The 19,510-nt window shown below is 73.9% G+C and carries 16 protein-coding genes; 4 read left to right on the top strand and 12 right to left on the bottom strand.

Annotated elements, in window-relative coordinates; all coding sequences use genetic code 11:
* Positions 1 to 62: 62 nt before the first annotated feature.
* A complete protein-coding gene (locus AC067J_RS09040; RefSeq protein WP_478297231.1) occupies positions 63 to 803 on the bottom strand; it encodes a FadR/GntR family transcriptional regulator in 741 nt (246 codons plus the stop codon).
* A 195-nt stretch (positions 804 to 998) separates the two neighbouring features.
* Between AC067J_RS09040 and AC067J_RS09035 the strand changes: the two genes are divergently transcribed.
* Positions 999 to 1,763, top strand: coding sequence for a sporulation protein (locus tag AC067J_RS09035; protein ID WP_478297230.1), 765 nt, complete (start codon positions 999 to 1,001; stop codon positions 1,761 to 1,763).
* Between the two features lie 129 nt (positions 1,764 to 1,892).
* On the opposite strand, the gene AC067J_RS09030 is transcribed toward AC067J_RS09035, so the two are convergent.
* The 10 genes from AC067J_RS09030 to AC067J_RS08985 form a co-directional block, all read right to left on the bottom strand.
* On the bottom strand, positions 1,893 to 3,776 hold the full coding sequence (locus tag AC067J_RS09030; protein WP_478297229.1) for an LCP family protein: 1,884 nt from the start codon (positions 3,774 to 3,776) through the stop codon (positions 1,893 to 1,895).
* A gap of 156 nt (positions 3,777 to 3,932) precedes the next feature.
* Positions 3,933 to 4,781 (bottom strand): HAD family hydrolase, encoded by an 849-nt coding sequence (locus AC067J_RS09025; protein WP_478297228.1) that lies wholly within the window; start codon positions 4,779 to 4,781, stop codon positions 3,933 to 3,935.
* A 148-nt stretch (positions 4,782 to 4,929) separates the two neighbouring features.
* Entirely contained in the window at positions 4,930 to 6,204 is a 1,275-nt protein-coding gene (gene serS, locus AC067J_RS09020; protein WP_478297227.1) for a serine--tRNA ligase, read from the bottom strand.
* Positions 6,205 to 6,733: 529 nt separating this feature from the next.
* The gene (pheA, locus tag AC067J_RS09015; protein ID WP_478297226.1) at positions 6,734 to 7,669 is read right to left on the bottom strand and encodes a prephenate dehydratase; all 936 of its coding nucleotides are present in this window, start codon (positions 7,667 to 7,669) and stop codon (positions 6,734 to 6,736) included.
* A 245-nt stretch (positions 7,670 to 7,914) separates the two neighbouring features.
* On the bottom strand, positions 7,915 to 9,243 hold the full coding sequence (efeB, locus tag AC067J_RS09010) for an iron uptake transporter deferrochelatase/peroxidase subunit (protein WP_478297225.1): 1,329 nt from the start codon (positions 9,241 to 9,243) through the stop codon (positions 7,915 to 7,917).
* Between the two features lie 14 nt (positions 9,244 to 9,257).
* Entirely contained in the window at positions 9,258 to 11,336 is a 2,079-nt protein-coding gene (locus AC067J_RS09005) for a copper resistance CopC/CopD family protein (RefSeq protein WP_478297224.1), read from the bottom strand.
* 12 nt (positions 11,337 to 11,348) lie between these two features.
* Positions 11,349 to 11,900 carry a copper chaperone PCu(A)C gene (locus AC067J_RS09000; RefSeq protein WP_478297223.1) on the bottom strand — a complete coding sequence of 184 codons (552 nt, stop codon included), beginning with the start codon at positions 11,898 to 11,900 and terminating at the stop codon, positions 11,349 to 11,351.
* The gene (locus tag AC067J_RS08995; RefSeq protein ID WP_478297222.1) at positions 11,897 to 12,583 is read right to left on the bottom strand and encodes an SCO family protein; all 687 of its coding nucleotides are present in this window, start codon (positions 12,581 to 12,583) and stop codon (positions 11,897 to 11,899) included. The genes AC067J_RS09000 and AC067J_RS08995 overlap by 4 nt, the downstream gene beginning before the upstream one ends.
* A gap of 93 nt (positions 12,584 to 12,676) precedes the next feature.
* A complete protein-coding gene (locus tag AC067J_RS08990) occupies positions 12,677 to 13,444 on the bottom strand; it encodes a YcnI family copper-binding membrane protein (RefSeq protein ID WP_478297221.1) in 768 nt (255 codons plus the stop codon).
* Positions 13,445 to 13,639: 195 nt separating this feature from the next.
* A complete protein-coding gene (locus AC067J_RS08985; protein ID WP_478297220.1) occupies positions 13,640 to 14,482 on the bottom strand; it encodes a hypothetical protein in 843 nt (280 codons plus the stop codon).
* Between the two features lie 229 nt (positions 14,483 to 14,711).
* Here AC067J_RS08985 and AC067J_RS08980 point away from each other — a divergent pair, with 229 nt between their 5' ends.
* Positions 14,712 to 15,359 carry an ATP-binding protein gene (locus AC067J_RS08980; RefSeq protein ID WP_478297219.1) on the top strand — a complete coding sequence of 216 codons (648 nt, stop codon included), beginning with the start codon at positions 14,712 to 14,714 and terminating at the stop codon, positions 15,357 to 15,359.
* A gap of 71 nt (positions 15,360 to 15,430) precedes the next feature.
* Here AC067J_RS08980 and AC067J_RS08975 read toward each other — a convergent pair whose 3' ends face one another.
* Complete coding sequence (locus tag AC067J_RS08975; protein WP_478297218.1) at positions 15,431 to 16,726, bottom strand: tyrosine-type recombinase/integrase; 1,296 nt, start codon at positions 16,724 to 16,726, stop codon at positions 15,431 to 15,433.
* A gap of 597 nt (positions 16,727 to 17,323) precedes the next feature.
* Here AC067J_RS08975 and AC067J_RS08970 point away from each other — a divergent pair.
* Both AC067J_RS08970 and AC067J_RS08965 read left to right on the top strand, forming a co-directional pair.
* The gene (locus AC067J_RS08970) at positions 17,324 to 17,542 is read left to right on the top strand and encodes a helix-turn-helix transcriptional regulator (protein ID WP_478297217.1); all 219 of its coding nucleotides are present in this window, start codon (positions 17,324 to 17,326) and stop codon (positions 17,540 to 17,542) included.
* Positions 17,543 to 17,935: 393 nt separating this feature from the next.
* A complete protein-coding gene (locus tag AC067J_RS08965; protein WP_478297216.1) occupies positions 17,936 to 19,045 on the top strand; it encodes a DUF3631 domain-containing protein in 1,110 nt (369 codons plus the stop codon).
* The last annotated feature ends 465 nt before the right edge of the window (positions 19,046 to 19,510 follow it).

Genomic DNA, 19,510 nt, shown 5'->3' with positions numbered 1-19,510 from the left:
CGGACGCGGGAAGGCAGAGGTGCGGACGCGGAGGGTGCGGGCGCGGAGGGGCTCGGGGCCGCTTACTTCCGGGCCGCGATGGCGGCGAGGAGCTGCTCGACGGCCGCGGTCGGCTCGGCGAGCAGCGCGCGACACGCGGTCTCGGCGCGGTCCGGGTCGCCGCTCTCGATCGCGTCCACCAGCGCCTCGTGGGTGGCCACGACCACCTCCGGCATCTCGTGGTCGCCGAACGCCGTCCGCATCGACTCGCGCACCGAGGCGCCGAAGTAGCGGTACACCTCGGCCAGCGCCGGGTTGTGCGCCGCCTCGACGACGGCGGTGTGGAACTCCAGGTCGTGCTCGACGGTCGCCTCGCGGCCGGCCCGCTCGGGGTGCGCCGCGATCACCTCGGCCTCGCGGGCCAGCGCGGCCCGCATCCGGACGATGTCCTCGGGCGTGTGCCGCAGCGCGGCCAGCCGGGCGCCCTCGGCCTCCAGCGCGGCCCGGACCTCCAGGACGTCCCGCACGCCGGAGCGCTGGACGCCGCGCAGGACGGCCGCCGGGTCGCTGGTGGAGCGGACGAAGGTGCCCTCGCCCTGCCGGGAGACCAGCATGCCGGCGTGCACCAGCACCCGGATCGCCTCGCGGACGGTGTTCCGGCCGACGCCCAGCCGCTCGGCGAGCTCGTGCTCGGTCGGGATCTGCGACCCGACCGGCCAGGCACCGGTGCTCAGCTGCTCCCGCAGCTGCTCGATCGCGGTGTCCACGAGGGAGCGCCGCCCGGCGGTCTGCAGCGTGTCGTTGTTGCTGTTCGCGCTGGTCACGGCGGTTCCTCCCCGGTCTGCGGCGGCCCTGGGCGAGCCGGTCATCGGTCATCCTACAACCGCTTGCCCGGTCATCCTACAACTGCGGGTGAACGTCGTGGGAACCGTCCGTGGGAACCTGGCGTTCCTTCGGAGGACCGGGCATCCGGCATCACGGAGCCGGTCCACACCCCCTGATTCGAGGAGAGCGTCCGCATGGTGTTCAAGAAGCTGCTGGGTGCCCTGGGCGTCGGCGGTCCCGGCGTCGACACCGTCCTGACCACGCCGGTCGTCCAGCCCGGCGGAACCCTGCACGGGACGGTCGAGCTGACCGGGGGGACGGTGGAGGCCGACATCCGGGGGATCACGCTGACGCTGGTCGCCCGGGTGGAGGTCGAGCACGAGGAGGGCGAGAGCACCGGGCTGTACCCGTTCGCCCGCTTCTCGGTGACCCAGCCGCTGAAGCTCGCCGCGGGCGAGAACCGGTCCATCCCGTTCGCCGTCCAGGTGCCGTGGGAGACGCCGGTCACCACCATCGCCGGGCAGCACCTGCACGGCATGCAGCTCGGTGTGCGGACCGAGGTCGACATCGCGGGGGCGCTGGACAAGGGCGACTCCGACCCGCTCGACGTCGAGCCGCTGCCGGTCCAGCGCCGCGTCCTGGAGACGCTGCTCCAGCTCGGCTTCCGGTTCCGCTCGGCCGACCTGGAGGCCGGGCACATCCGCGGCACCGGTCAGACGCTGCCGTTCTACCAGGAGATCGAGTACTCCTCGGCGCCGCAGTACGCGCACGCCTGCAACTCGCTGGAGGTCACCTTCGTGACCACCGCCCACCGGGTGGAGGTGATCCTGGAGGCGGACAAGCGCGGCGGGCTGTTCGGCGGTGGCGGGGACGTGATCCGCACCCACGTGGTCGACCACGGCCAGGCCGACCAGGACCTCACGGCGCTGGTCGACGGCTGGATCCGTTCGGCGCTCTGATCCCCCCGGGGAGGCGGCCGGGCCGGTACCGCCGCCTCCCCCGCCGTTGTCCCGCCGTCCCCCCGCCTCGGCCGCCCGGGACGGCGCCGCCCCGGTGACCGGGGCGACCGGGGCGACCGGGCGGCGCCGTCAGCCGTAGGAGACGTTGCCGCAGATGTCGTCGTCGCCGGACCGGGCCTCGTTGACCACCTCGGCGGGCAGCGGCGCCGGGGCACCGGACGGGCCGGTGGCGGCAGCGGAGGCGGAGGCCGCCGAGGCGGCGGCGCCGGCGGCGTAGTCCCGGCCGAGCACCAGGCTGATCCCGGCCGCCGCGCCGGGCGCCGCCGCCGCACCCGGGAACAGCGCGGCGACCTTCTCCGCGTTGGCCCTCTGCCCGGCCCCGTACTCGACGGTGGTGGTCGTCCGGGCCGTGCTGCTCGCGCTGCGCACCCCGGTGACGGTGACCCGGGCCGCCCGGAGCGTCTCGGCCGCCCTGGCGGCCAGTCCGGGCGCGGTGGTGCCGTTGAGGACGGCGACCCGGATCGGCGCACCCTCGGCGGTGAGCGGCGTGGGCGAAGGCGCGGCCGAGGGCGAGGGCGCCTCGGGGGACGGCGTGGCGGGCGCGTCCTCCTGGCGTCCGGTGGCGTCCTGGCCGTCGATGGTCCGGTCGGCCTGGAGGGTCCTCCACAGGTTGTCGACCGCCGGGTGCACCAGGTCGATCCGCGCGCCGCTGTAACGCCAGGGCGTGGTGAGGAACTTGACGTCGTGCAGGTCGATGTCCTGGAGCGAGAGCGCGAAGTCCATGAGCTTGGCCGCCGAGTCGAGCCCCGGGTCCACGGTCATCGAGCGGGTGGCCGCGTCGGCCAGCGGCAGCAGCGTGCCGGGGCTCAGCCCCTGGCTCTTGATCTTGGCCAGCAGTGAGGCCAGGAAGGCCTGCTGACGCTTCATCCGGCCGATGTCGGAGTCGTCGCCGATGCCGTGCCGCAGCCGGACGTAGTCCAGGGCCTGCTGGCCGGAGACCCGCTGGCGGCCCTTGGCGAGCACCACCTTGCCCTTCCGGCCCAGGCTGGGGTTGATGTTGCCCTCGTGGATGTCGTTGGGCAGGCAGACGTCGACCCCGCCCACCGCCCCGGTCATCGCGGCGAACCCCTGGAAGTTGACCTCGATCGTGTGGTCGACCCGGATGCCGGTGAGCTTCTCCACGGTGTTCTGCGTGCAGGCCGGGTTGCCGGACTCCGCGTTGCCCACCGAGAAGGCCGAGTTGAACATCTGTCCGGGCTGCTCCTTGGTCCACTTCCCGTTCGGGAGCCGGCACCGGGGGATGGTGACCAGGGCGTCGCGCGGGATGGAGACGCCCACCGCGTGCCGGTGGTCGGCGTGGACGTGCAGCAGGATCGTGGTGTCGGAACGGGCACCGCCCTCGTTGCCGCCGCCGAGGTCGCTGTTGCGGCCGGAGCGGGAGTCCGAGCCGATCAGCAGCAGGTTGACGGGCCGGTTGCCGTGGGCGTCGGCGGGCGGCGCGGGCGGTCGGTCGGTGGCGATGGCGTCCGGGTCGAAGGAACGGATGTTGCGGTTCAGCTTGTAGTACACCGCGCCGCCCGCGCCGGCCAGGACGACGAGCACCCCGGCCACCGACCAGGCGATGATCCGCCGGGCGCTGCTCCTGGCGTCCCGGCCGGGGTGGCGCCGGGTGTTCCGCGGCCCGTCCGGCCGGGCGTCCGGCGCCGGACGGCGGCCGACCCGCACGGGCCGGCCCTGGACACCGACCTGGACCCCGCCCTGACCGGCGCCGCCCGGGCCGCCGCTCGCCTGACCGGCGCCGCCCGGAGCGGCCCTGCCCTGAGCGGCCTTGCCCGGAGCCGCTTTTCCCGGCGTGCTCCGGCCCTGGGCGGCCCGCCGGGCCTCGGCCCGGCCGCCGGGGCGCGGCGCCGGTACGCGGCCGGGCCCGTCCTCGGGCCGGCCGGTGCGGACGCCGCCGTCGGCGCGCCGTCGCCCACCCGGCTCCGGCGGGCCCTCGCTCCACTGGCCTGACATTGGCGCGCACCTCTCAGCGGCGGAAGCGGCAACCCTGGGAGCATACAAACTCTTCCGGCAGCGCTCGGCCGCCGAACCCGTCCCGCCCGGGCCGACCCGCCGGTTCGTCGGCACAGCTCACCCGAACGGCTGAACCGGCGGGCCCGGCAGGGCGGTTCACCCCAGCGGGTAGAGCCGCTCCAGCACCACCGCGACGCCGTCCTCGTCATTGCCCACGGTGACCTCGTCGGCGACCGCGAGCAGTTCCTCGTGCGCGTTGGCCATCGCGACACCGTGCCCGGCCCAGCCGAACATCGGTACGTCGTTGGGCATGTCGCCGAAGGCGATGGTGTCGGCGGCGGTCACGCCGAGCCGGCGGGCGGCGACGGCCAGCCCGGTGGCCTTGGAGAGGCCGAGCGGCAGCAGCTCGACGATGCCCGCGCCGGCCATCACCACGCCGACCAGGTCGCCGGCGGTGCGGCGGGCGGCCTCGGCGAGGGCGTCGTCGGTCAGGCTGCGGTGCTGGATGTACAGCTTGGAGACCGGGGCGGCGAGCAGCTCGTCCTTGGCGGCCCGGACGACCGGCAGGTCGGAGCCGATCTGCAGCTCGTAGCCGGGGCCGGCCAGCACGGCGCCCTCCAGGCCGTCCTGGCTGGCGGCGACGGCCAGCGGGCCGGTCTCCGCCTCGATCTTGGCGATGGCGAGCGCGGCCAGCCGCCGGTCCAGGGTGAGCGAGGTGAGCAGCTTGTGCGCGCCCGCGTCGTAGACCTGGGCGCCCTGGCCGCAGACCGCTATGCCCCGGTAGCCGATCTCGTCGAAGACCGGGCGGGCCCAGGGGGCCGAGCGGCCGGTGACGATGATGTGCAGCGCCCCGGCACCGGTGACGGCGGTCAGTGCGGCGCGGGTGCGCTCGGAGACGCTCTCCGCGCTGGTCAGCAGGGTGCCGTCGAGGTCGGTGGCGACCAGGCGGTAGGGCAGGCCGCCGCCGTCGGCGGGGGAGACGGGGCTGGGGCTGGCGGTGCTCATGGGCCGTACGTCTCCCGGGAGTTGCTTCGGGTGTCACCGCGGCACCACCGACCCGCGGCGCTGCGGTCCTGTCGTGCCGCGGTCCTGCGGTTGCCGGTCCTGCGGTGCGCGGTGCCGGGGCGACGTGCGCCCCGGCACCGCGGGGGTGCTACTTGACGGGCTCCAGGACGGTGCGCCCGCCGAGGTACGGCCGCAGCGCCTCCGGGACCACCACCGAGCCGTCGGCCTGCTGGTGGTTCTCCAGGATCGCCACGATGGTGCGCGGGACGGCGACCAGGGTGCCGTTCAGCGTGGCCAGCGGGCGGACCTTGCCCTCCTCGCGCATCCGGATGGCGAGGCGGCGGGACTGGTACTCGGTGGTGTTCGAGGTCGAGGTGACCTCGCGGTACTTGCCCTGGGTCGGGATCCACGCCTCGATGTCGAACTTGCGCGCGGCCGAGGAGCCGAGGTCGCCGGAGGCGACGTCGATGACCCGGTACGGCAGCTCCAGGGCGTTCAGGAAGTCCTTCTCCCACTGGAGCAGGCGGCGGTGCTCGTTCTCCGCGTCCTCGGGGGTGGTGAAGACGAACATCTCCACCTTCTCGAACTGGTGGACGCGGATGATGCCGCGGGTGTCCTTGCCGTAGGTGCCGGCCTCGCGGCGGAAGCAGGACGAGTAGCCGGCGTAGCGCAGCGGCAGCTTGTCCGCGTCGATGATCTCGTCCATGTGGTACGCGGCGAGCGGGACCTCGCTGGTGCCGACGAGGTACCGGTCGTCGCCCTCCAGGAAGTACACGTTCTCGGCGGCCTGGCCGAGGAAGCCGGTGCCGTCCATGGCGGCCGGGCGGACCAGGGCCGGGGTGATCATCGGGGTGAAGCCGGCCGCGGTGGCCTGGGCGATCGCCATGTTGACCAGGGCGAGCTCCAGCAGCGCACCGGGACCGGTCAGGTAGTAGGAGCGGGCACCGGCGACCTTGGCGCCGCGCTCGGTGTCGATCGCGCCGAGGATCTGCCCCAGCTCGACGTGGTCGCGGGGCTCGAAGCCCTCGGCGGCGAAGTCGCGCGGGGTGCCGATCTCCTCCAGGGTGACGAAGTCCTCCTCGCCGCCGACCGGGGCGGCCGGGTCGATGAGGTTCGCCAGCGAGCGGAGCAGGCGCTCGGCCTCGTCCTTGGCGCCGGTCTGCTCGGCGTCGGCGGCCTTGACCTCGGCGGCCAGCTCCTTGGTGCGCTGGAGCAGGGCGGCCTTCTCGTCGCCCTGGGCCTTGGCGACGAGCTTGCCGAGCGACTTCTGCTCGTTGCGCAGTTCGTCGAAGCGCGTGCCCGAGGACCGGCGGCGCTCGTCGGCGGAGAGGAGGGCGTCGACCAGGTCGACGTCCTCGCCACGGACGCGCTGCGAGGCGCGCACTCGGTCAGGGTCCTCACGGAGCAGGCGAAGGTCAATCACGCGCCCAAGCCTACCGGGCGGGGGCTCGTCCACCGGTACCGGTTTTCCCCTGGGGATAACTCGCGCCAGCCTGTGGATAACCGCTGTGGGGAACCGTCCTCCCGCCGGTTATCCACAGGCTCGGCGGGCGGGCTGTGGATCGTTGCACGGCCGCGGTGGACGACGGATCGAACCTGGGAATTGAGGTTTCAAACCTCATTTGACCTTCCCGGGTGAGGGAATTGAAGCACTCGGACGGGTGATTTGCTGGCACTCGGGTGACTCTGGTCCGATTAGTCATCTCTGCGACGCAAACCGATGATCCGACCGATACCTGCAGTGGCTATACCGGTTTGTCGACTCATCCCCAGACCTGTGGATAACTTTCGGCTGTGGACAGTGCCCACCCCTGTGGACAAGCGGGTTCCGGCGGCGGCCGCCCTGTGGACAGTCGGCGGGAGGCCGGCGGAGGGCCGGTGCGGTCACCCGCACCGGCCCGGGAACGCAGTCGAAAACGGTCGGAAAAGGACAGGGGGATAAATGTCGACGATCAGATGTCGCCGCGGCCGTCGAGGCAGCGGGACAGCCAGTCGGCGGCCGCGCTGAAATCCGCGTCCGTGGTGCCGGGCCGCTGGTGCTCCGAGACCTGCTGATCGGCGCGCGGATAGGAGCCGAGGAACCGCACCTGCGGCGAGATCCGCTTGAGGCCCATCACCGCCTCGGCCACCCTGCGGTCGCTGAGGTGCCCCTCGCAGTCGATCAGGAAGCAGTAGTTGCCGAGCCCCTCACCGGTCGGCCGGGACTCGATCCGCATCAGGTTGACCCCGCGCACCGCGAACTCCTGGAGCAGCTCCAGCAGCGCGCCCGGGTGGTCGTCCGGCAGCCAGACCACCATCGAGGTCTTGTCCGCGCCGGTCGGCGAGGAGACCCGCCCGGGCCGCCCGACCAGGACGAAGCGGGTGGTCGCGCTCTGCGCGTCCACGATGTCCTTGACCAGCGGGTCCAGGCTGTAGATCGGCGCCGCGAACTCACCCGCGAACGCGCCGTCGTAGCGGCCCTCGGCCACCAGCCGGGCGCCGTCGGCGTTGGAGGCGGCCGACTCCCAGTGCGCGTCCGGCAGGTTGGCGGCCAGCCAGCGGCGGACCTGCGCCTGGGCCACCGGGTGACTGGTGACGGTCTTGATGTCGGACAGCCCGGTGCCCGGCCGGACCAGCAGCGCGAAGGTGATCGGCAGCAGCACCTCACGGTAGATCATCAGCGGGGCGCCGGCCGCCAGTTCGTCGTTGGTCGCCGTGACGGCGCCCTCGACCGAGTTCTCGATCGGCACGAACGCGCCCGACGCCTCGCCGCTGCGCACGGCGTCCAGCACCAGCTGCACCGAGGACATCGGCACCAGCTCCCGGGTCGCCGCCTCGGGCAGGGTCCGCAGGGCCGCCTCGGTAAAGGTGCCCGCCGGCCCGAGGTACGTGTAGCGGGTTGCCGACATGACGCCTCCAAGGGAACAAGGGACCGAGCGGGGAGAAGGGGCGGCCGGTGCGCCGGGCGACCGGCGCGGTCGGCCGCCGCGTACCGGCGGGCCGCCGGGAGCGGCGGACCGCCGAAAGAAGCAACCTTAGTCACTTCGTCCGCCGCCCACGATCGTGTTTCGCTCCGTGGGCGGTGCGGCGGTGCGGCGGTGCGGCGGTGCGGCGGTGCGGTGGTGCGGCTGGGCGAGCGCCGACGGCGGGGCGGTCAGTCCAGCAGGGTCTGTCCGACGTAGCCGCCCTCCGGCGCGCCCGGCGGGACGGCGTACACCCCGCTCGCCTCGTGCCGCAGGAAGCGCGAGAGGCCGTCGCCCCTGGCCAGCTTGCGCTGCACCGGGGTGAACCCCTTGCGCGGATCGGCCTGGAAGGCCAGGAAGAGCAGTCCGGCGTCCGGTGAGCCGTCGGACAGCAGGCCGTCGTGGTACGAGAAGCCGCGCCGCAGCATGGCCGCCCCGCCGTTGGCGGCCGGCGCCGCGACCCGGATGTGCGCGTCGGACGGGACGGCCAGCGAACCGTCCGGCCCCAGCGCGCCGAGGTCCACGGGGGTGGACTCGCCGGCGCCGTCGGGGGCGCCGAGCGGCGCGCCGTCCGACTTGCGCCGTCCGATCACCCGCTCCTGGCGGTCGACCGGCAGCGCCTCCCAGTTGTCCAGCAGCATCCGGATCCGCCGGAAGACCAGGAACGAGCCGCCGGCCAGCCAGGCGGGCTGGTCGCTCCCGGCGGTGCAGAACACCTTGGCGGCGAAGCCCTCCTCGCCCGGCTTGGGGTTGTTGGTGCCGTCGATCTGGCCCATCAGGTTGCGCCCGGTCATCGGGCGGGGAGTCGCTCCGGGCGTCCGGGCGAAGCCGGACGACTGCCAGCGCAGCGCCGCGGTGCCGGCCGCCTGGCGCTGGAGGACCCGCAGGGCGTGCACGGCGACCAGCGCGTCGTCGGCGCCGATCTGGACGAACAGGTCGCCGTCGCCGCGGGCCGGGTCGAGCGCGTCGGCCGGGAAGGCGGGCAGCGGTTCCAGCCCGGCGGGCCGGCGGTCGGCCAGTCCGGCCTTGTCGAACAGACCGGCACCGAAGCCGAGGGTGACGGTGAGCGAGCAGGGCCCGGCGTCGAGGGCCACCTGGTTCTCGAACTCGTCGGCCGGTTCGCCGGCGGTCAGCCGGGCGACCGTCCGGGACCAGCGCCGCAGCAGGGCGCGCAGCCCGTCCCGCCCGGCGCCGTCGGCCAGGTCGAAGGCGGCCAGCTGGACCCGCGCCTGCTGCGGTTCGAGGATGCCGGCCTGGTGCTCGCCGTGGAACGGCACCCGGGCCGGACCGAGCGCGCGGGCCGCGCCGTCAGGACCGGACGGACCGGCACCGCCGCCGGGGCGGTCCAGGACGACCGCCCCCGCGGCGCCCGCGCCGACCCCGATCACCAGCCCGGCCCCGGCCGTCCCCAGCAGCGCCCGCCGGGTGAAGCCGGCGCCGCTCCCGGCCCCGGCGGTGCCGTCGGCGTCGTCGGCGCCCCGGGTGCCCCCGGCGCCGTTCGTGCTCTTGGTGCTCTCCATGGCGGTGATCCGATCTAACCGATCTTCAGCTGCTTGATCTCGGTGGTCTGGTCGATGTCGGAGGATCTGACCAGCACCGACACCACCCAGTTCCCGGCCAGCGGCAGCTGCGCCGTCCCGCTCCAGCGCCCGGTGCCCTCGGCGGTCAGCGGGACGGTGAGCGGGCCGAGGTCGCGGTCCGGCAGGGTGAAGGCGAGCTCCACCTCCGGCACCTCGACCGGCTGCCCGTCCGCGCCGTCCAGCTTCAGGTGCACCTCGTTCGACCCGGTCCGCGCCGGGTTGAGGGTGACGGTCGCGGTGCCCTTGGCGTTCGGCGTCCGGCCCTTGGTGTCGTACGGGAGCTTGAGTTCGAGGGTCTGGCCGGGCACCGTCTGCGGGGCCGAACCGCCCGTCCCCGGGACCGTGCCGCCGGTCACGGGCGCGGTACCGCCGCCCGTCGTCCCGGCCGCGATCTCGCCCGCCACCCGCCCGGGCGGCGAGTTGGTGAGCATCGTGGTGACCACCAGCACGGCCACCGCGACCACCGCCTCGACCAGCACCGACCGGCGCAGCCCGGCCCGGTTCGGGGTGAGCCCGCGGTCCCGGCCGGCGCTCTCCCGGGCGGCCTGCTGCCGCGCGAGCTGGGCCCGCCGGACCGGGTCGTCGGAGGGCGCCGGCCCGTCCGTCCGCTCCCCCGCCTCCGCCTCGGGCAGGACGGGGGCCGCGACGGACGCCGGCAGCAGGACGGCCTCCGCCTCGGCCGGGGCGGCGCGCAGCCGGGCCAGCCAGGAGCGGGAGAACCAGGCGACGCCGAGCATGGCGACCACGCAGCCGGTCTTCACCAGCAGCAGCCGGCCGTACTCGGTGCCGGTCAGCGCGCCCCAGGTGCCGAGGCCGCGCCAGGACTGGTAGACCCCGGTGCCGGTGAGCACCACGACCGAGCCGAGCGCGATCTTCGAGAACCGGTCGGCGACGTCCGCGCCGATCCCCTCGCGCAGCCCGACCAGCATCGCGGCCAGGCCGCCGAGCCAGAGCGCCATGGCGATCAGGTGCAGCATGCCGAGCGGCAGGGACAGCCAGACCTGGATGCCCACCGAGGCGTGGTCGGCGCCGACCCAGGTCGCCGAGAGGGCGACCGCCAGCACCAGCCCGGCCACCCCGAGACCCAGCCTGGCCTCGCGCTGCGGCCGTTCGGCGACCCGCTGCTCCAGCTCGCGCAGTTCGGCCTCCTCCGGGTCCTCGTCCCGGCGGGCCTTCCCGCCGTCCGCCGGGGCCGCCGCTCCGCCGTCCGCCGGGTGCGCGGCCGGCTGTCCGAGCTGGCCGACCAGCAGCGACAGGAACACCCCGCTCGCCGCGAGCAGCAGCAGGCGGGCCGCCAGTGCGGTGCCGATCCGCTCGTCCAGCGTGGCGCGGATCAGCGACAGGTCGAAGGCCTTCGCGAGCCCCGAGCCCCGCTCGTACGGGCCGCGCAGCATCAGCACCGCGACGGTGGAGACCAGCAGCGCCACCCAGCCGGTCATCAGCAGCCGCTGCACCGGGCGCCGGGCCACCCCGGCCGGCCAGCAGGCCAGCACGAACCCGGCGGCGCCGACGAGCAGCGCGAACGCCGCGTAAGCGACGGTCCGCCCGGTGCCGTAGAGCGCGGCGACGACGTCGTCGGCCTCGGCGCTCTGCAGCGCGGTGGCGGAGACGGTGGTGGCCGAGGGGGCGCCGATGGAGAAGGTGAACGCCCCGCCGATCGGGTGGGAGTCCTCCGACACGGCCCGCCAGGCGACCGTGTACGTGCCGTTGGCCAGTCCGCTGTTCAGCCCCACCCGGGCGGTGTTGTCCTTGCCGTCGGCGTGCACGGGAGCGCCCGAGTCGACGGCCTTGCCGGCCGGGTCGAGCACCCGGACGGAGTCCCCGGAGAGCGAGACGGCCTCGCTGAAGGTCAGCGTGACGGCCTGCGGCGCGGCGGGGAGCACCGCGTTCTGCACCGGGTCGGTGGACTGGAGGGCGGCGTGCGCGGAGGCCGGTCCGGCGCCGGCGAGCATCAGCGCGAGCACCGCGCCGAGCACGCCGAGCAGTCCGGCGATCCGGCGCCCGGGGAACGGTGGCAGCACGGCCTTCAGCATCTCGTGGATCCCTTACTGCTGGCCGGGACGGTAGGTGAGCTCCTTGACCGGCACCTTGACCGAGATGGTGCCGGTCCGGGCGAAGGTCAGGTCGAGTTCGAGTTCGTCGCCCACGGCGGGCGACTTCTGCCAGTCCATGATCATCAGGTGGGTGCCGCCCCGGGCGAGCTGCAGCGCGCCGTGCGCCGGGACGGCCAGCTTCTCCACGTGCTCCATGGTGGTGGCGGTGGAGCGGTGCATGGTGACCGAGCCGGCGCCGGGGCTGGACACCGCCAGCAGCTCGTCCTGCTCGCCGCCGTCGTTGCGCACCGTCAGGTAGCCGGCCGCCATCCCGCCGGCCGGCGGCAGCGGGATGTAGGAGTCGGCGACGCTCAGCCGCGCCGGTCCGCCCCCCGGCACCGCGCCGCCGGCACCGTCCTGACCACCCGCTCCGCAGGCGACCAGGAAGGCGCCGCCGCCCAGTGCCGTCGCCAGCACCGCCCCCGCGAGTGCCGTCCGGCGGAAGCCGACGGCGCTCCGGGTGCCGGCGGCCCGGCGGCCGGCGGGCCGCCCGGTGCCGTTCATGCGGCGACCCCCTTGGCCAGCAGCGGCAGGTCGTGCTCGAAGACCTTCTCCTCGGTGCCGCTGAGGTAGAGGACGTGCGCCTTGTCGTCGGAGGGCAGGAAGGCCAGCACCTGGGCGCCGTGGGTGGAGGTGACGGTGCCGTCGCCGTTGACCACCGGGTCCTCGATCATGATGCCGAGCGCCCTGGCGGCCGTCTTCACCTTGGCGAGGTCGCCGGTGAGGCCTATGAAGTCGCTGCCCATCGAGTCGAGCCAGGTGCGCAGCACCTGCGGGGTGTCGCGCTGCGGGTCGGTGGAGACGAACACGACGTTGACCTTCTGCCGCTCCTCCGCGGGGAGCGACTTCATCGCGACGCCGATGTCCCCCATGGTGGTCGGGCAGACGTCCGGGCAACTGGTGTAGCCGAAGAACAGCAGGGTCGGCTTGCCGGCGGTCTGCTTGCGCAGGTCGTACGGCTGGCCGGCGGTGTCGGTCAGCTGGAGGTCCGGCTTCTCGAAGTTCTTGCCGAGCACGGTGCCCTGGTAGGGCGAGTCGGGCTTCTGCTGGGTCACCTTGGCGGGGCCGGTGGAGCCGCCGTCGGAACCGCAGGCGCTCAGGGTGAGCGCGGCGGCGAGGGCGACGGCGGCGGCGCCGGCCAGTCGGGCGGTGCGGGTGGTGCGGGTGGTGCGGAGGGTGCGGGGCATGGGAGGTCCGATCGTGCGCGGTGGATCACCGGCGGGGCCGTACCCGGGGCGCGGGTACGGCCGACGGCGGGTGCGGCCCCGCCGGTGCTGGGGTCAGGAGGCCGAGCCGCTGCTCTTGCGGCGCAGGCCGACGATGCCGAACGCGGTGCCGATCACGCCGACCACGATGCCGACGACGCCCAGCACGCGGGCGGTGGAGTCACTGGACTTCGAGTCGGCGGCGGCCTTGTCCTCGGTGCCGGAGTCGCCGTGGCCGTGGCCCCCGGCGGCGGCCGACGGGGAGGCGGTGGCCGTCACGCCGTGGCCGTCGGCGGAGGTGGACTTGGTCAGCTTCAGCACGGGAGCGGGCTTCGCCGGCTCCGGCTGGCCGTCCTTGGCCTCGTCGATCCAGCGGACGACGTCGCCGTTGTCGTAGCTCTGCAGCGCCTTGAAGACCAGGTTGTCGGCGTCGGTCGGCAGCGGGCCGAGCGAGACGCGGAACTCCTGGAACTGGCCGGGGGCGATCTTCACGCCCGCGTCGGCGGTCCAGGTGATCTTGGAGACGGCCTCGTTGACGTCGTTGCCGTGCACCTTGATCGGCTTGTCGAGCTTGGACTTCTCGACGACGGCGGTCCAGCCCGGCAGCGGCTGGGTCCGCACCGAGGCCAGCGGGTGGTCGAGCGGGAGGTTGATCTCCAGCTTCACCGTGCCGGCGGCGTCGTTCTCGTTCGGCACCCGGAAGTCGACGGCCGTGTAGCCGCCCTTCTCGGCGCTGCCCGGGTTCACGGTCACGTGCGCGGAGGCGGGACCGGCCAGCACCACCACGGAGGCGGCGGCGGCGAGGGCGACGGCGGCGATACGGCGGGAGGAGAGGGAACGCATGGTTTTCGTGGTCTCCGATCGGAGGCTCGGCGGGCAGGCCCGCTCCCGGGCACGGGGCTTCCGTGCCACGGCGGGGCCGCGCGGCGGGGGACGAGAGTGGGGGAGGCCGCAGGACCGCACGAGCTGGCGGGTACGGCTCGGCTGCTGCGCAGACCCGGACGGGCACCCATGGGGGGAGGTGCCGCGGACGGCGGGTCAGTACGCGAGCGCCCCGAGCGGCGGACCGCGCCGCACCACGCAGTGCCGCAGCGCGGCACCGGCCGGCAGCGGGTCGTCCCCGTCGCGGCCACCGGCCCGGCGGACCGGGCCGTCGGGCGTGCCGAGCAGGCCGCGCAGCAGGACCGCGACCAGCGCGAAGGCCGTCCGCAGCGGGGTCGTCCAGTGCTCCCGGGCCGCGGTGGCGGTGACCCGCACCAGCCGCCAGAGCGCCGCCTCGCCGCGCCGCAGCCACCAGCCGGCCACCAGGGCGGCGGCCAGGTGGCCCACGAGCATCGACGGCGTCATGCCCAGCACGCCGCTCTGCCACCACGGCGCGGTCGCGTACGCCCGCGGGTCCAGGCCCGCGCCGGCGACCAGCTGTTCGGCGGTCGGACTGCCGGGCAGCCCGAGCAGCGTGCCGGGCCGGGCCTCGTTGCAGATCAGCCGGCCGGCCACCTGCGGCAGGGTCAGCGGGCCAGGGCCCAGCGGACCGCCGTGGTGCGACCCGGCCGGGCCGCCGGCGGCCGCGTGGCCGCCGAAGGAGTGGAAGAGGACGTGCAGCCCGAACTGCCCCGCGCCGAGCGCGCCGGCGATCGAGGCGAGCGAGCGCTCCCGCCCGCCGAGGGCGACGGCCGTCACCAGGACGGCGGTGAAGCCGGTCGCGAGGGCCGGCAGGGCCACGTTCCCGCCGCCCGCCAGGGCGTGCCCGGCGGCCGCGATCAGCGTGCACACCAGGGCGAACGGGACCGCCCGGGCAAGCCGCAGGTCCCAGGCGGCGGCCCCCACCGGAGCGTCCGGTACGGGGGCGCCCGGGTGCTGGGCGGCGGCTGGGGCAGTCATGGCCGGGCCATCATCTCATCGCCTACCACCGCCGGATCGGCAGGGTGGGAAATCCCTACGAATGCCCCGTTCGGCCCCGGCGCACGGGCGCGGACGTGCGCCGCTCGGCACAGTCCCGTCCCCCAGTCCATCCGCCGAACGGGCGGTAGCGGACCTCCGGCACGGTTCACCCCGGCATCCCCCGGAGATACCTCGTTATATGTGGAGCCGCAGCCAGGAGGGACCTCCCGTGGACATCTGGTGGACTCTGCACCTCAAGCGCGACCCGGCCAGCGTGCCGCTGGCCCGCCGCATACTGCTCGGCGCGATGGCGACCGCGGGCGTCGACCCGCAGATCGCCCACGACCTCGGCGTCGCCCTCAGCGAGGCCTGCGCCAACGCCGTCGAGCACGGCACCGGCGGCCGGCCCGACGACGGCTACCAGGTCACCGCCTCGATCAGCGGCGACCTGCTGCGGATCGAGGTGACGGACTCGGGCCCCGGCCTGCCCGCCCCCGCCCCGGGCAGCCACGCGTCGCGCCGTCCGTCCCCCGCCCAGGCGCCGCCGGCCCGGCCGGTCCCGCGCCGCCGCAGCCGGCGCGGGCGCGCGACCGTCCCCGGCCCGCTGCTCACCGCCCACCGCCCGCGCCGCGACGGCCGCCCGTACGACACCCACGTCCTGCCGGGCGGGCGCGACGCCGACCCGGCGCCCACCCTCCGGCCGGTCGACCTCGACACCCTGCCCGAGCTCACCGCCGAGTCGGGCCGCGGCCTCTTCCTCATCCACGCCCTCACCGACCACGTCCAGCTCCGCAACCACCCGCTCGGGGGCGCGATCGTGAGCTTCGACAAGATCCTCAAGTGGCAGGACGGCGCTCTCCTGCGCCGGGCCTCGTAACGCTTATGGCTCTCTGACCTGCGCGAATGGCCGCTGCCGGGCCCCAGGTCGCAGCGCAGGCGAGGCAGGGATCAGGCCACCAGGGCACACGTGGGGCACATGCCCTCGGGTTTCGGCGGGGTATGCCCCGCGCCCGCACCCGGAAGCACCCTGTCGATCGCGGAACGGGTCCGCGACTCGCTGGCCGGCATCAGGTGGGTGTAGGTCCGGAGCGTGAAGCCCGGGTCGCTGTGGCCGAGGTAGGCAGCGAGCGCCTTGATCGTCTCGCCGGCATCCAGCAGCACCGAGGCGTAGGCGTGCCGTAGGGCGTGCATGCCGTCGTCCGGGGCCGCCTGGAAGTACTTCGCCCCCTTCTCGCGCGGCGGGATCACCCCGGCCGCGACGAGCGCCAGCTTCCACGCACCGGCGTTGAAGACGCTGCGGTGGTACGGCTTGGCGCTGTCATCGGTGAAGAGCAGGTTCGCCGTGTGGGCTTCACCATCGGCGAGACGCCAGGGGAGCGTGACCCGAGTCGGCGGGAACCTCCTCATGTGGGCCTTCAGGGCCCTTGCCAGACCATCGGGCAGCGGGACCTGCCGGACCTTGCCGCCCTTCGGCAGCGCGAACACCATCTTCTTCGCCACGAAGCGGACCTGCCGACGTACCGTCACCATGCGGCGGCGGAAGTCGATGTCGTCGACGGACAGGGCGAAGACCTCGCCCTGTCGCAACCCACAGCCGAACGCGACCGAGCCGCCGGCCTGGAAGCGCTCCGGCAGGCCGTTGATGACCGCGTGGACGCGCTCTACGGACCAGGGGACGACCGGCTCCTTCTCCACCTTCGGGAAGCTTACCGACTTGGCTCGGCAGGGGTTGGTGGCGATCGCTCCGTCGTCAACTGCCGAATCCAGCATCATGATCAGGACCGAGCCGTACCAGCCGATGGTGGACGGCGCGAAGCCTTCGTCCTGAAGTCGCCTCACCCAGCGCTTGATCGTGGTCGGCTTGAGCGCCCGGAGCTCCAACGTCCCCAGGCGGGCCGCGATGTGGTTGCGAACCACGCCGTCGTAGCGCTCCAAGGTGGTCGGGCCGGGGGTGACGGCCTCCAACCATGTCTCGGCGTACTCGGCCACGGTCGTCTTTCCCGCGTTCGGGTCGACGTAGGTGCTGTCCTTGAGCATGACCTTGAGCTCGGCAGCGCGGTCATCGGCCTTGGTCTTGAGCTCGAAGTCCTCCTTGCGCTGGACGTCGTCGGGGTCGCGGTAGCGAACCTGCCAGCGCTTGCCCTTGCCGTGGTCGGTGGTGGGGTACTTGCCCTTGTGCTCGCGGCAGGGCTTGTCGGTCGGGCGGGGGTAGGTCTTGTGCCAGGTGTCGTAGACGGTCGCCATTCGGCTCCTTCGGTCGGGGACATGGGAGGGCGCGGCCGTGGCCGGCGGTTGGGTGAAGTGGTGACGTGAGGCGCGACGCCTGATAGGCGGCGCATTGGGAGGAGCACGAAAGCCGCTCTCCCGGGGTGAGTGTTGGATGTTTATCGACCGGCAGCCATTTGTCAAGGAGAAGCCGCCGGATCGCCCCGGGCAGACTGAATGGTGTCCGATCGTGCCGAATCGTCCCAGGCTTCCAGGGTGCTTTTCGGGTGGGTCCGCGCAAAAGCCTGGGAGCCGGTCGGGGAAGGTCGGCAGCCCGGGGCATCGCCTCTTCCACCCTGGTGGGACGCCCGCGATGGGGCTGATCAAGATTTTTTTCGGGGAAACCGCCGAATTCCTGGCTCGGGAGATATGCCAGCAGATAGCTTCTTCAACGGCCGCCACGAAAGTGGAACCCCCACACTCCCGTCAGGCGGCCAGCGGGCCGGGCCCGGGCCCGTTTTAGGTTCCGAGCCGGGTTGCATGGAGACTTCCTCCTCGCGGCCTCGCGACGCCCCATTCTTGGGGATTCTTCGGCGTGCCCGCACACCCCCCTTTCCCCTACCAGCTGGAGACCTCTTGCCCAAGACGTTCCGCGCCGCCGCCACCGATCGCCGGCCACTGGCCACCGCGGAGGAGCTTGCCGCGTACCTCGGTGTCCCGCTGGGCACCGTGTACGCCTGGCGGCACCGCGGCCAGGGCCCGGCCGCGATCAAGGTCGGCCGGCACCTGCGCTACCGCTGGACGGAGGTGGAGGCTTGGCTGGACGGCCAGCGCGCCGACCACGCCGCCGCCTGATCCCGCTCGTCCCACCACCGCGCCGAAGCCCGGAAGCCGTTTCGTCCACCGCCGGCTGAACTTGCCGCCCCGCGATGGATCCCGGCCCCGAGCGGCCTTACCGTTCGCACTCGCCGCCGCACCAGTCGCGCCTGTCGAAGGCCCACGCTGCGGCGCCCCCATCTCCTGCCATCCTCTTCCCCTTTCGCGGTGCGGCGGCTTGCCGCACCGCAGTCTGGAGTCCCCGCCATCACCTCCGCGCCTCACCTGCCCGTGGCCGCCTGGCCGCCGTTCGCCAACCCGGGCCGGCCCGACGCCAGCCTCCACGTCCAGCCCCTGGCCGAATCCACAGCTGGTGGAGAGTCGGCCGCGCACGATGCCCCTGCGGCAGACGGCACGCCGGACCTTGACGCGATGCCGCAGTCGCCGGGTGCCGACCTGCTGACGGAGCTGCACGACCACATCCGCCGGTACGCGGTCCTGCCCTCCGAGGAGGCGCTCGACGCGGTCGCACTGTGGGTCGCCGCGACGCACCTGCAGGCGGTGTGGCACCACGCGCCGCGCCTGGCGATCGTGGCCCCGACCCGGCGGTGCGGGAAGTCCCGCCTGCTCGACATCCTGGTCGAGACCGTCCACGACCCGCTGATCACGGTCAACACCAGCGCGGCGGCGATCTACCGCTCGCTCAGCGACCGGCCCAGGACCCTGTTGGTCGACGAGGTCGACACCATCTTCGGCAACCCCCGCACGGCCGAGATGAACGAGGGCCTGCGCGGCCTGCTGAATGCCGGCCACCAGCGCAACCGGCCCGTCACCCGGTCGGTCGGCAACGACCACCAGGCCCGCGAGTTCGACACCTTCGCCATGGCCGCCCTCGCCGGGATCGGCGACCTGCCCGACACGATCATGGACCGGTCGATCGTGATCCGCATGCGCCGTCGCGCCGACGGCGAGGTCGTCGCCCCGCTGCGGGATCGTCGCGACGGCGTCCTGCTGCGGGCGACCCGCGCCAAGCTCGCCCTGTGGGCTTCCCGCGTGCGGGACCAGGCCGAGGCCCTGCACCCGGACATGCCGGTCGAGGACCGCGCCGCCGACACCTGGGAGCCCCTGGTGGCCGTTGCCGACCTCGCCGGCGGCTCGTGGCCGGACCGTGCCCGCCTGGCGTGCGTCCGGATGGTCGCGGCCGAGGAGGAGATCGAGGAGGACAGCTGCGGCGGCGCGCGGATCCTCGCCGACATCCGCCGGATCTACTTCACCCACGGCGACACGGACACCCTGCCCACCACGGCGATCCTCGCGGCGCTCAACGACGACCCCGAAGCGCCGTGGGCCGAGCACGGACGCGGCGGCCTCACCGCCCGAGCGCTCTCCGGGCTGCTCAAGGACTACCGGATCTCCTCGGCCAACATCCGCCTGCCCGACGGCACCCAGCGCAAGGGCTACACCCTCAACAAGTTCGCCGACTCCTGGCGCCGCTACTGCCCCCGAATCCACCCGCTCCCCGAGCGCGCCCCGGCCGGCTGACCCCGGCCCGGGTGCGGTAGATGCCGTCGCCGACGTCCCATTCGCTCTCCCATACGCCCACCACCGGGACGGCAACCTTCCGGGACCCGTCCGCACGTCCTGCCGACCGCAAGGCGGGAGACCGGACCGGACCGATTCGGCGGTACCGGACCAGGACGGTAGCGGGACGGAGCGCCACCGCACACGGTCCGGGCACGACAACGGACTTCGGCACGCGAGACGGATGAGACGGACCGCGGCACCCAACCCGGCCGGACCGGTCCGGAGTCCGCAGCGTGCGGTCCGGTCCGGTGTCCGGCGCCGGTCCGGATGCACGGTCCGGAAACTGCCGGACCTTTCCTGCGCTGGTCCGGACCGTCCGGACCGTCCGGTCGGCACGCATGGACTGGTCCAGCGGTCCGCTGGACCGGTCGGGTCCGTCCGGACCGCTGGACCGAAATCTGCCGGCCCTCCGCTCACGGACCG

This window comes from Kitasatospora sp. NPDC042419 (assembly GCF_056437345.1).
The sequence above is the reverse complement of the archived record's forward strand: the minus strand, read 5'-3'. Positions and strand labels throughout refer to the sequence as shown.